The following is a 12,704-nucleotide window of genomic DNA, read 5'->3' as shown; positions in this document are numbered from 1 at the left end:
TAATGGGGTCAAACCCAACGGCGCTCACCTAATTACCCTGCTGAATCCACCCACCACTCCAAACCTAAACGTAACATTTTGTTTTTAAAAACACTTATTGCGCTTCTAGCCATTTTTTGACACGAGTGATCTGGGCGGCGCTGCTACCAAGGTATAAAGCGGGGTCGCAGGCATTGCGCAGCGCATCGGGGTCTACGGCCCCTTTCACATCAGGATGCTCGGCAAGCACCTCTGAATAGGGGCGTGCTTCCCGGCGTGAGGTTTCTGCCGCTTCCGCGCTAACCGCTTTAGCCTTCTCCACGCCTAGCGTAGGCGCCAGCAAACGTGCGGCTGGCTCGGCCATAATGCCGCCGCCGGTGGCCGCCAGGTTGCGCCACATGTTGTCGGGGTAGACCTCGAGTCCTTCCAGCAGCACGACCACTTGCTCCAACGCGCCTTCCACCAGCAAAACGCCTTCCATGAGCGGTGCCCACTCCGCATGCCACTCGCCCAAACCACGTTCAAGGGGTTGGGCGGCAGCGTTGATCAACACGCTAGTGTGGCCATGCACTTGTCTCGCTGCACCGCGAATCAGCGCGCTGCGTACAGGATTACGCTTATGGGGCATGGATGACGACTCCCCCATCCCTGGTGCCGAGGGTTCCGCGACTTCGCCGACCTCGGTTTGGGTGAGCAGCGACACATCCAGGGCGATTTTCTCGGCCGCCCCCGCTACCGCATCCAGCGCCGTGCCAAGGACATGAATCGGGTAGCGGTCGGTATGCCAGGGCAGCACCGGCACCGACAAGCCTAAACGCTCGGCTAGCGCGTCCATCCACTCAAGCCCGAGGTTATCCCAACCCGAGTGCACGCCCACCGCGCCACCAAACTGCACGGGTAGCTCAACAGCGCTTAAACGGCGGCGCGTTTGCTCCAAGCCGATTGCCCAGTGAGCCACCTTCACCCCAAATACGATCGGCAGCGCCTGTTGCATTAAGGTGCGCCCCACCATGGGCGTGTCGATATGAGTATCCATAAGTGCTACCGCCGCCGAGCGGCAGCGCAATAGCAGATCGTTTAGTGCGGCTAAGCGTGGCTTAATCAGCAGCATCAGCGCGGAGTCGACCACGTCCTGGCTGGTCGCGCCTTGATGCCAGTAGCGCTTGATCTCATCGGCGAGCAGCGCACGGCTCTGTTTAACGAAAGGAATTGCCGCATTGCCGCCGCTAGCGATGCCCTCGGCAATATCGGCGACATTAAAAGTGGCGCTTTCCAGTTGTTCGCGCATCTGCTGGCTAACGCCAGCAGGTACCGCCCCGCTGGTTTCCTGTACCTCGGCCAGAGCTAGCTCAAAGGCCAGCATGGCGTTCACCATGGCGTCATCGTCACACTCAGCGACGGCGCGCTGGCTCATAAAGGGGTGTTTTAAAAACGCAGCGGGCATGGCGGCTTCCTATTTAACGCTGTCCAGCGCCTCAAAATAGCTTATAAGCAGGGCCCAGGACAAAATTGTACATGTGTTCGCTCTTCGAACTAAACGCTAGCTAGGTAGGCGTGAACTCACAAGCATCGACCTACTTAGGAAGGCAAGCTTGCGAATCAACATGAACTGATTTTTGCTCACCATCAAGGGGTCGCCTAGTCAGGACGCACGTAACGCAGCACCATATCGGTAACATGATCTTCTAATTTTTGCTGATTCTCTGGCGCGGCTTGGTGCCAATCAAAAATCCGCGAAAAGGTGTGCTGGTTCGAGACATTGAAAAAAGACAGGGCGCTAATCAGCCAGTGCAACTCCCGAGGATCCAGGCCTTCGCGAAAACACCCCTCCTCTACACCGCGTCTATAGACGTTGGTGAGTACATCAATCACCCCGGCATTGAGTGATTGAATCAACTCTGACTGCGCCAGAAAGCGGCCATGATGAATATTTTCGATCATTACCAGGCGAATAAAGTCAGGGTTTTTGGCGTGATGACAGAAGGTAAAACGCACCAGTCGGCTAAGTGCCTCGAGCGGGGCCAGGTGGTCAAGATCCAGCTCAGCCTCCTGCAGGCGCACTTTCTGATAGGCGGCTTCCAGGGAGTGCAGGTAGAGCGTCTCTTTATCATTAAAGTAGTAGTAAATCATGCGCTTGGAGGCGCGGGTTTTCTCGGCGATCTCATCGATCCGTGCCCCAGAGAGGCCTTTTTCTGAGAATTCGCGGCTAGCCACCGCAAGAATATCGGCGCGCACGGACTCGGGGTCATTTTTACGCCGTCGCCGCGCGGGAGGGGGGCTGGCCTGGGTCGAAGGGGCTGTCATAAAGCGTGCCTTTTATTGTCATGGTCGTCTTTTGTCTAGTATGCCACAGCTTGACTGAACGTACCATTTCGTACATTGTTGCTCGGGAAAGGATGGAAGAGCCAAGCACGCCAAGACTGAAGGCTTCTCCAGACCCCATGACAACGGCCCGACAAGAGGACAACAACAATGTCTCTACACCCACTGTTTGCACTAAAACAAACGTCCATGAAACGCACACTAGCAGCTGCTGTTGCCGCCACCACACTGGTTGCTGCAGCAGCTGCCTCCGCCCAGACGCTACGCTTCGCCCACGTTGACCCAGATGACTGGACCACCTCGAAAAAAGGCGCAGCCGGACAGGTGTTTAAAAACCTGGTGGAAGCTGAAACCGATCTCACCGTAGAGCTCTACCCCGCCGGAGCACTAGGTGGCGAAACCGAGCTGATTGAAGGCGCTCAGGATGGCACTATCAGCATTGCGATGGTCTCCGGCGCCTATGCCAATTTTTGCCCAGCGGTCGCCGTAACGGATATCCCCTACACCTTCCCGTCAGCACCAGTGGCGTGGCAAGTGATGGATGGCGAGTTTGGTACAGCATTGGCCGAGCACTGCTTGCAGGAGACCGGCCTACGCACACTGGCTTACGGCGAAACGGGCTTCCGCCACTTCACCAACTCCGTTCGCCCGATCAACACGCCTGAGGATATGGAAGGCCTGAAGTTCCGCGTTCAAACCATTCCACTCTACCTGGAAATGGTAGAAGGACTAGGTGCTGAGCCACAGGGTATTGCTTGGGGCGAAGTGCCAACGGCTCTTGCCACCGGCGTAGTCGATGTCCAGGAGAACCCGATCTCCGTGATCTACGGCAATAACTTCTATGAGTTTCAGGACTACCTCACGCTAGACCGCCACGTTTACGGCGTCGATCACCTGCTGATCAACGATGAGATATTCCAGTCGCTTACCGAAGAGGAACAAGCCGCGGTGAAGCGCGCCGCTGTGGTGGCGGGTACCACTGGCCGTGCTATCCAACAGTTCAACTCGGCAGAGGGGATCACCAAGCTGGAAGAAGAGGGTATGGAGATCACCCAGCCCAACGCTGAACAGATGGAGGCCTTCCGCGAAGCCGCCCAACCGCCGGTGCAGGCGTACCTGACCGAAGAGCTTGGCGATGACGCAGAGTGGATCGAGCGTCTCTCTTCCGCTGTGGAAGAGGCTTCCGCACGCTTCTAAACCCCGCCGAAACAAAGCGCTTGCGAGTGGGCCTTCGAAGGTTCACTCGCGACCCTGCGTGCCTGACTATCGATCGAAGGTGCTCTTATGTCTCCTCTTCTCGCCCGGTTACACCGCGGTCTGATCCTGTTCAATGGCAGCTTGGCAGGGCTTGCCATGGTGCTGATTTTTCTGCTGGTCGCAGGCAATGCCTTTGCGCGCTACACCTTTGGCGGCTCCATTACATGGGGGGAAGATACCGCCATCTACCTGATGATTTACGGCCTGATGTTTGGCATGTCCTGGGCGTACCTACAGGACAAGCACATCGGCTTTGACCTTATTCGACGCCTGCTGCCGACGCGCTGGGTGCGCTGGCAAGCCGTGGCTGTCGACCTGATAGTACTCGTAGTGGGCATTGGCTTGATGGTGTCAGCCGTTGAATTCATCGCCGCGCGCGGAGGCCGCACCTCGTCAAGCACTGGGATGCCGATGTGGCTGTTTCAAGCCTCCATGCTCATCGGTGGCGGGCTGCTCAGTTTCTCTGCTCTGGTGATGGGCGCGCTGCGTCTGTGTGATCAGCATGGTGAGGAGTCATCATCATGATTTTTATACTGCTTTTAGCACTTGTACTACTTGGCGTACCGTTTGCCTTTGCCATTCTCGGCTCATTGACGGTGTTAATGAGTACCGGCGATTTGCCCTACCACATCCGTATCGTCTCGCAGCAGTTTTTCGGCGGCATGGAGTCCTTTCCACTGCTGGCGATACCACTGTTCATTCTGGCCGGCGAGCTGATGAACGAAGCGGGTATCACCCATCGAATTATTAACCTGGCCACCGCCATTGTTGGCCGCCTGAAAGCCGGACTGGCACACGTCAATATCTGGGCCTCGGTGATTTTTGCAGGTCTTTCCGGTTCAGCGATTGCCGACACTTCCGCGCTAGGGCGGGTGTTTATACCGTCAATGGAGAAAGAGGGCTACCCCCGGGATTTTGCCGCTGCGCTCACCGCAGCCTCTTCAGTCATTGGCCCGATTATTCCACCAAGTATTCCGGTGATTATCTACGCGCTGACGGTTTCCGGTGTCTCGGTACCGGGGCTGTTTTTAGCCGGTATTGTACCGGGCTTTTTGCTGGCATTGGGGCTCTCCGTCTACGTCTACTTTTTTGCCGGTGATCTGGGCGCCACGCAGTCAAAACAGCAGTCGCGCCGCCACGCGCTTCTCCACGGCCTGCTGCCCGCGCTCATGCCGGTGTTTGTGGTCGGCGCCATTCTAGCCGGGATCGTCACGCCCACCGAGGCGGCGGCCTTTGCCGTGGTCTACGCGCTGATTCTGGGCGTGGTGCTGTACCGCAATATCAAACTGGTGAATCTACCCGGTATCTTCGCCCGGGCCATGCGCGATAGCGCCGTGATTATGGTCATCATGGGCGCCGTCGCGGCGGCCAACTGGGTATTAACGTTCGAGCGCGTGCCCAACATGCTCACCGAGTGGGCGCTGATGAGTATCGATACCCAGTGGACATTCCTAATTGCCGTGATTCTTCTGCTACTAGTGGTGGGGCTGTTTTTGGAGGGCATCGCGGCCATTTTGGTACTGGTGCCAATCCTCCACCCCATTGCCATGGCGCTGGGTATCGACCCACTTCACTTCGGCATCGTGGTGATCTTCAACCTGATGATGGGGCTGATCACACCGCCCATGGGGCTCTGCCTGTTTGTCGCCGACTCCGTCTCCGGCGTGGGAATGGGGCCGATTACCCGCCGCATTCTGCCAATGCTGGGTGTGCAGTTTTTGATCCTGCTGCTGATTACTTTCGTACCAGCGCTGGTCACTTTCCTGCCGCGCTTGGCGGGTTACTGATGCTATTCAATATAAGGAGCGTGATGCCATGTACTCATCCATTGCCACGGTTTGCCTAAGCGGCTCGCTGGAAGAGAAGGTAGACGCCATTGCTCAAGCCGGCTTTGAGGGGCTTGAGCTGTTTGAAAACGATTTAACGGCGTTCACCGGCACGCCGCGTGAAGCGGGTGAGTTGATTCGCGCCCGCGGCCTTAAGCTGGTCACACTTCAGCCGTTCCGTGATTTTGAAGGTCTGCAGGGGCGCGCACGGGAGCGGGCATTTGACCGCGCCGAGCACAAGTTCGACCTGATGGAGGAGCTGGGTACGGATCTGCTCATGGCGTGCAGTACCGTCCACCCTGATTCACTACCGGGGTTAAGCCGCGCCGCCGATGACTACCATGAGCTCGGAGAACGTGCCGCGCGGCGTAATTTGCGCGTGGCCTATGAGGCGCTGGCCTGGGGCCGCCATATTCACGACTACCGCGACAGCTGGGAAGTGGTGCGCCGTGCCGCCCACCCCAATGTCGGCCTGGTGTTGGACACCTTCCATATCTTCTCCCGCCAGACCGAGCTGGGCACCATTGGCCGCATTCCGGGGGATCGCATCTTTTTGGTGCAGACCGCCGATGCGCCGCGCCTCTCCATGGATCACCTATCGTGGAGCCGCCACTACCGCTGTTTCCCTGGCCAGGGCGAGCTGCAGATGGATAGCTTCATGGCCATGCTGGAAGAGACCCGTTACGACGGCCCGCTCTCCCACGAGATCTTTAACGATGTCTTCCGCATGGGCCACAGCGACCAGACGGCCCGGGATGGGCTGCGCTCCTACAACCTGCTGCGCAGCATGCAGGGCGACAGTGGTATTCCCGCGCCGCAGCCTATCGAGTCGGTCGCCTTTCTGGAGATCGCCGTTGAGCCTGCGGATTTAGCACCGCTACGCGCGTTGCTCAGTGCGTTGGGTATGGCCTGCGTGGGGCGCCACCACACGCTTAACGCCGAGCGCTGGGCCGCGGGCGACGTAAACCTGGTGCTCAACACCGACGCGAGTTTTACCGGCCGTGTGCCGGGGCGTGACGCTACCGCCATCACTGCCATTGGACTGCGCGTAGGCAACGCCTATGAAGCGTTCAAGCGGGCGGACAAACTGGGTTACGCCATCGTTGAGCCCGAAGAGGTGGGTGCCAGCCATCGCATGAGCGCACTGCGCAATGTGGATGGCAGCCTTTCCTATATCATTGACGACTCACAGCTAAGCCGCACCTGGGATCGCGAGTTCCCTGTCGATGTGCAGCCGGTTCCTCAGGGTGCATTGGTGGATATCGACCATATCAGCGTGGCGCTCTCCTACCACGACTACCTCTCGCTGATGCTGCAGTACCGCGCTATTTTCCAGCTGGCGCCCACGCCCTCCTTCGATGTCACCGATCCCCGCGGGCTGATCCAAAGCCAGGTGCTGCAGAACGACAATGGCCGCTTTCGTCTGGCGCTTAACGCCAGTGCCTCGCCGGACACCGCCAGCAACCGCTTTGTGCGCCAATACGGCGGTTCGGGGATTCATCATGTCGCCCTGCGCACCAACGCCATGCGCGACACCAGCGCTGCGCTGCAGCAGGCGGGCACGCCGGTACTGCCGATTCCCGGTAATTACTACCGCGACCTGGCTGCGCGCTTCGACCTACCGGCGCAAACCCTGCAATGGATGCAAGCGCACCACATCCTCTTTGATCAGGACAGCGACGGTGACTTCCATCAGTTGTATACCCAACCCGGCAGCAAGGCATTTTTCTTTGAACTGGTGCAGCGTGAAGGTTACCAAGGGCTGGGTGCACCAAACGCCTTTGTGCGCGTCACTGCACAGCAGCGCCTGGAAGCAGAAATTGATGGTATAGCTCAAGCAACGCCAAACCACGACTCGGGAGAGAGCCAAGCATGGTCAAACTCGGACTGGTAGGCGAAGGCATTGCTAAATCGCAATCCCCCGATTTGCATGAGCGCCTGGGCGCGTCGCTGGGCGAGCCGGTACGCTACGATTTAGTCGATAGCCGAGGATCGACGGATTTTGATTTTCCCAGCGCGATACAAAGGTTGCGTGACGAGGGGTACCGGGGCACCAACGTTACTTTCCCCTTCAAAGAAAAAGCCGCACAGCTCGCCGATATCCGCGGCGAAGGCGTGCGACGGGTAGGCACCGCCAACACCCTACTGTTTGACGCTGAGGGGCTGCGCGCTGAAAACACCGATTACACCGGTTTTATTAGCGCCTACCGCCACTCTTTCGGCCGCCAGCCCGCGGGTGAGGTACTACTGATTGGCGCCGGTGGCGTTGGGCGTGCGGTGGCGTGTGCGCTGGGGGAGCTTGCCGTTAGCCACATCCGTATTCTCGAACATGATGCTTCCCGGGCAGAGAGCCTCAGCCGTGACCTTAATGCTATGGGCATTAATGCGACGTGCATCACATCAGAGCAGGCGCAGCGAGAACTGCCTCATTGGCAGGGCGTGGTCAACTGCTCCCCCATTGGTCACATCAACCATCCCGGCTGCCCCATCGATACCGCTGGGTTGGGCGCCCAGCATTGGGTCTTCGACGCAGTTTACATCCCCGCCCACACCGAGCTGTTAAACGCCGCCCACCAGGCGGGCGCCAAAACACTCTCGGGTGTTGATCTATTTGTGTTCCAGGGCGTGGATGCGTTTCGCTTTTTCACCGCCGATTGCATCGCCTCCGAACAGATCGATCCTCATGTGATACCGCTGCGTACGCATTATATCAAGCAACTTGTCTCGCCTTCTGCTCACTCCATGCCATGAAGCGCAAGAGAAATAGCGTACAATTATTCGTTATTCGAACTTAATCATTTGCCTTCATGCGCTAAGGGGCCGCCATGCTCGCTATACTTGGGATTACCACGCCCATATTCCTACTCATTAGCTTAGGGTATATAGCGAGATGGAGCGGCATTATCCAGCGCGAGCAGATGCAGGGGATGGGCGTCTTTGTGCTCTACTGCGCGTTGCCCGCGCTCGTTATTCGCGCACTCACCCAGCAGCCTCTCGAAGAGGTTTTCAAGCTCAACTATCTGGTGGCTTACGGGCTGGGCTCTATCGCCGTTTTCGGTGCGGGGTTACTGCTCTGCTTAAAACTACAGCGCCAACCACTCAACGCCAGCGCCATGCAGGCGCTCGGCATGGCGGCCGCCAATAGCGGCTTTGTGGGTTATCCCGTGGCCGCCATGGTCATCGGTTCGCCTGCGGCGGTTCTGTTAGCGCTCAATATGCTCATTGAAAACCTGCTGGTTATTCCCGCAGCACTGATTCTGGCCGAAATGGGTAACCACCAAGGTTCCAGCGTATGGAAAACGGTTAAGCAGACAGCCCTTAGCCTCATCAAAAACCCCGTATTGGTAGGCTTACTAACCGGCATCTTTCTGGCCGTTTCCGGCGTCAAGATTCCCGCGCCGCTGTTTAAAGCCATCGATATGCTCGCCGAAGCGGCGGGCCCAGCGGCGCTGTTTGTGATCGGCGGCGCGCTATTTGGCCTGCAGGTTAAAGGTATGGCGAGTGATGTTGGTCAGATCGTTGTCGGCAAACTGCTTATTCACCCGCTGGTCATTTTCATCGCCTTCTATTTTGTTCCAGACATTGATCCACTTTATATGGCAGGTGCATTGCTGTTTGCGGCCTCGCCAATGATCAGCATTTATCCACTGTTTGGCCAACGCTATGGCGTAGGCGGTATGAGTGCCGCCGCAATGCTGGTAGCCACTATTTCCTCATTTTTCACCCTCAGTCTGATTATCTGGCTGATGACACTGTCGGGTTTGCTGTCATTCTAAAAACGCTTTGCTTTTTAGATATGCACTAAAACACCAGGGCCTTTACCTTACCTGAAAGTAAGAAAAACAAGCAGCGAGTATATACCTATGAAACTATACGGTGGCCACCGGGGTCACTGGTGAGCCTATCGCGCCCGGTAGACGCAGTGGCGGTGCTGTTAGTAAGAACCGAGTGCGCCCTCGGCTATGTAACCACTCAGCGAGGTCCTTCAGATACCACAGCTCTGCCAGCGGCAGGCCAAGTTTAAATAGACAGTGATGGTGCAAGGGAAGCTTGGAGCAACAGTCTGGTGCCAATTCACGATCCAGGTTCTCTACGGCGTAATTATCCGCACAGATTGCCGCAATGCCGCTCTCGGTAATCCATTCCAGTAGAGCTTGGTCGCTACCGTCGAGCACTGCACCGGTATTTTTCAGCACATCAGGCTGCGGACTACCCTGCATGTCCAGCAGTGCTTCAGCGAATCCAGTGCGTAATACCAGCATATCTCCACGTTCAACCACCACATCCAGGTGCTCAAGCGCATCCATCAACGCGGCATACCCTACCAGCGTTCTTCCCCCACCGAACACCCTTACCAGATCCACTAACACGGCCCGGCCCTGCATGCCGTGTACCGCCAGTGTCTCGACACCCAGTCGCTGAGCATAAGAGTCATGCTGTTGGTGGGGTTTTTGGCTCAAGTTGAGGACATCTTGCTCAGCTAAAAAGCCGTTGTAATAGCGGCATTCCGGCTTACCGTCGTCGTCACCATCAAACAGAGCGCCTACGTGGGCGAGTGAGTCCCACTGGGTGGAGTACTGCAACGAGATGTGAACCTGATCATCACTGATAACGTCACGCAGGGTGGGGGTATGAGTAGCCAAAGGAAAATTGATGTATAGGTCATCACCGAGTGCCGTTGGCGACAGCCTCGGCGGCGAACGGCGAGGATTCAGCACCTTGCCACCAGGGATATCCAGTGGCAATGATAAACAGAACGTAATGCCTTCGTGGACTTCCTTGACGCCTTTGAGTACCTGCTCAGATCCGATAAGATTGACCCGCCCAAGCTGATCGTCGGAGCCGAAATCTCCCCAGTTGCTCCCTTCAGGACGCTTCTTCCAACGTGGCTGATTCATGGCGCATTTCCCTTAGCATGCTGGGTGGCAATATCGATGATGCACTGCAGACTTTCCCGTTCCTGGGCTTGGTGTTGCGCACGCGACTCGTCGCTCCAGCGGTAGAAACCTCGTCCTGACTTGGCACCTAGGCGCCCTTGAGCAACGTAGTCTTCAAGAAGTGCCGCAGGCTTATCGCGCGCATCAAGATCTGGGTAGAGGTAATGAGCGATATTGAGGTGGGTATCTAGCCCGTTGAGATCGCGCTGACACAGTGGGCCGTTTAACGCCATGCGTACACCGATGGAATACTGCACGATGTCGTCCAGTGCCTCGGGCTCTACAACGCCTCTCTCTAGCAGGGCGAGACACTCACGCATCACCGCATGCTGGATTCTGTTGGCGACGAAACCGGGCACACAGGTATTTAGAATCGCAGGGCGTTTTCCCAACTGCTTCAGCCAACGGCACGCCGTTTCTACTACCGACGCCGTGGTATGGCTACCGGGAACCACCTCGACTGCGGGAATGATGTCTGCTGGGTTGAAGAAATGAGTGCCTAAAAACCGTTGAGGTAAGCGCATGTTGGCGGCGATTTCATTGATCGGGATACCCGAGGTATTCGTCATGATGATGGTGCTATCGGCGACGCTGACCTCGATTTGGGCTATAACCTTCTGCTTGACCGCGACGTCTTCGGTCACGCTCTCGATCACAAAATCGGGACGCTGACCGACCGTTAACTCTGAGGCAAAGCCAACAGCAGCTGCGCTCTCTCCCATACTCAGGCGACTGGTTTCCAACACGTGTGGGTTGGTATCGACCACTATGACGTTGACACCCTGCGCCGCCATCAACTTAGCCAAGGTGGTGCCCATGGTACCAGCGCCCACCACTACGGCGTGTAATGCATCGTCCTGCATCAGCTTTCCTTACTATTTCACTTGCCTCGAGCCGTATTTACGTCGGCCCTAGACAAATGTCGAATTGAATAAAATCATTCGCGGGTTAACTATCACTGCAATAAACGAACTTATGTGCGCTATACGTACATAGTAGACAATGACAACCACGCCGACAATACGAGGCTGCTTCTAATGAATGCGCTGGCAAATTTCTTCACCCGGCTCGTCAATCGCTATATGCCCGACCCATTGGTCATTGCCATCTTCCTGACCATTCTCACCATGATTTTAGCGGTGCTCATGCAGGGTACTAGCCCGCTGAATGCGGTACGTTATTGGGGCGACGGATTCTGGGACTTGCTGGCGTTCAGCATGCAGATGACGATCATCCTTCTGGCGGGCTACATTCTGGCGAAGACTCCCTTGGTAGATGGTGCTCTCAACCGTATCGCTGCTCGTGTCAAAACGCCCTTCGTCGCTATTGTGGTTGCTACCTTGGTGGGGGGGATTGGTAGCTGGTTAAATTGGGGCTTTGGCCTCGTCATCGGCGGGATCGTCGCCCAGAAGCTGGCGCTCAACGTGAAAGGATTGCATTATCCTTTAGTGATCGCCGCTGCGTATTCGGGTTTTGCTCTTTACGGCATTGGCCTATCAGGCAGTGTGCCGCTATTAATCGCTACCGAAGGGCACTTCCTGCAAGATGCGATCGGGCTGATACCGCTAAGCGACACCATTTTTTCCCCTATTCTCTTGATCACCAGTGCCCTCATTCTTCTCACCTTGCCACTTTTCAATGCTTGGCTTCACCCTAAGAAAGCCGAGGATATCGTCGAAATCGATCCGGCTTCGGTAGCGGTGCCTACCGAACCCCCTCTTTCCAGTGGCGAAAAAATCACCATTGCCGAGCGTTTGAATCGTAGCCGGTTGGTGGGCATCGCTATTGGCTTGCTCGGCATGCTGTACATCGCGCTATACGCGTTGGACGGTGGCTCACTGAACCTTAATACCGTCAATTTCGCCTTCCTGTTCCTGGGTATCTTGCTATTTGCCTCGCCCTCCCATTACTTGGCCGCCTTGGCGGACGGGATTCGTATTGTCTCCGGTATCGTCGTGCAATACCCCTTCTACGCAGGGATCATGGGGATTCTGGTGAGCTCGGGCTTGGTGGTGTCATTCGCCAATATCTTTGTTGATATATCCAGCGCGCAAACGCTACCAATCTGGTCGTTCATTAGCGGTGGCATTATCAACCTGTTAGCCCCATCCGGTGGCGGCCAGTGGGCAGTTCAAGGCCCTGTCATGGTGCAAGCTGCCGCAGAGCTGGGCGCCTCTCAGGCAGCCACGGCGTTAGCAGTGCAGATTGGTGACCAGTGGACCAACATGGTTCAGCCATTCTGGATCCTCCCGGTACTGGCCATCTCCGGCCTGAAGTTGCGCGATGTGATGGGCTACATGGTTCTCATCCTGATATATCTGGGAATTATCTACGGCAGTGCCATGCTGATCTGGGGCTACCTCGGTGCCTAACCACGCATATC

At 56.7% G+C, this 12,704-nt stretch carries 11 protein-coding genes; 7 read left to right on the top strand and 4 right to left on the bottom strand.

Going from position 1 to position 12,704, the window contains the following annotated elements; translation table 11 throughout:
• Window positions 1-94: 94 nt before the first annotated feature.
• Together HZU72_RS05875 and HZU72_RS05870 are read right to left on the bottom strand one after the other, a co-directional pair.
• On the bottom strand, window positions 95-1,423 hold the full coding sequence (locus HZU72_RS05875; protein WP_180090966.1) for a class-II fumarase/aspartase family protein: 1,329 nt from the start codon (window positions 1,421-1,423) through the stop codon (window positions 95-97).
• A gap of 194 nt (window positions 1,424-1,617) precedes the next feature.
• On the bottom strand, window positions 1,618-2,283 hold the full coding sequence (locus HZU72_RS05870; protein WP_180090965.1) for a TetR/AcrR family transcriptional regulator: 666 nt from the start codon (window positions 2,281-2,283) through the stop codon (window positions 1,618-1,620).
• 168 nt (window positions 2,284-2,451) lie between these two features.
• On the opposite strand from HZU72_RS05870, the gene HZU72_RS05865 reads away from it, so the two are divergent.
• From HZU72_RS05865 to HZU72_RS05840, 6 genes are all read left to right on the top strand, one after another.
• Entirely contained in the window at window positions 2,452-3,498 is a 1,047-nt protein-coding gene (locus HZU72_RS05865) for a DctP family TRAP transporter solute-binding subunit (RefSeq protein ID WP_180090964.1), read from the top strand.
• Between the two features lie 87 nt (window positions 3,499-3,585).
• Window positions 3,586-4,083, top strand: a complete 498-nt coding sequence (locus HZU72_RS05860; protein ID WP_180090963.1) for a TRAP transporter small permease — start codon at window positions 3,586-3,588, stop codon at window positions 4,081-4,083.
• Window positions 4,080-5,345: a TRAP transporter large permease gene (locus tag HZU72_RS05855; RefSeq protein WP_180090962.1), complete on the top strand. Its 1,266-nt coding sequence runs from the start codon at window positions 4,080-4,082 to the stop codon at window positions 5,343-5,345. Before HZU72_RS05860 ends, HZU72_RS05855 begins: the two co-directional genes overlap by 4 nt.
• 28 nt (window positions 5,346-5,373) lie before the next feature.
• Complete coding sequence (locus HZU72_RS05850; RefSeq protein WP_180090961.1) at window positions 5,374-7,278, top strand: bifunctional sugar phosphate isomerase/epimerase/4-hydroxyphenylpyruvate dioxygenase family protein; 1,905 nt, start codon at window positions 5,374-5,376, stop codon at window positions 7,276-7,278.
• On the top strand, window positions 7,257-8,135 hold the full coding sequence (locus HZU72_RS05845; RefSeq protein WP_180090960.1) for a shikimate dehydrogenase family protein: 879 nt from the start codon (window positions 7,257-7,259) through the stop codon (window positions 8,133-8,135). The genes HZU72_RS05850 and HZU72_RS05845 overlap by 22 nt, the downstream gene beginning before the upstream one ends.
• 74 nt (window positions 8,136-8,209) lie before the next feature.
• A complete protein-coding gene (locus tag HZU72_RS05840) occupies window positions 8,210-9,160 on the top strand; it encodes an AEC family transporter (RefSeq protein ID WP_180090959.1) in 951 nt (316 codons plus the stop codon).
• A gap of 93 nt (window positions 9,161-9,253) precedes the next feature.
• Here the strand turns inward: HZU72_RS05840 and HZU72_RS05835 are convergent, their stop codons facing one another.
• Both HZU72_RS05835 and HZU72_RS05830 read right to left on the bottom strand, forming a co-directional pair.
• Window positions 9,254-10,282 carry a cyclase family protein gene (locus tag HZU72_RS05835; protein ID WP_180090958.1) on the bottom strand — a complete coding sequence of 343 codons (1,029 nt, stop codon included), beginning with the start codon at window positions 10,280-10,282 and terminating at the stop codon, window positions 9,254-9,256.
• On the bottom strand, window positions 10,279-11,184 hold the full coding sequence (locus HZU72_RS05830; RefSeq protein ID WP_180090957.1) for a 3-hydroxyacyl-CoA dehydrogenase NAD-binding domain-containing protein: 906 nt from the start codon (window positions 11,182-11,184) through the stop codon (window positions 10,279-10,281). Before HZU72_RS05830 ends, HZU72_RS05835 begins: the two co-directional genes overlap by 4 nt.
• A 174-nt stretch (window positions 11,185-11,358) precedes the next feature.
• Here HZU72_RS05830 and HZU72_RS05825 point away from each other — a divergent pair, with 174 nt between their 5' ends.
• A complete protein-coding gene (locus HZU72_RS05825) occupies window positions 11,359-12,693 on the top strand; it encodes a short-chain fatty acid transporter (RefSeq protein WP_180090956.1) in 1,335 nt (444 codons plus the stop codon).
• Window positions 12,694-12,704 lie beyond the last annotated feature (11 nt).

It is taken from the genome of Vreelandella sedimenti (genome assembly GCF_013416325.1).
GTDB classification, from domain to species: domain Bacteria; phylum Pseudomonadota; class Gammaproteobacteria; order Pseudomonadales; family Halomonadaceae; genus Vreelandella; species Vreelandella sedimenti.
This window is presented reverse-complemented; position numbering and strand designations above follow the sequence as displayed.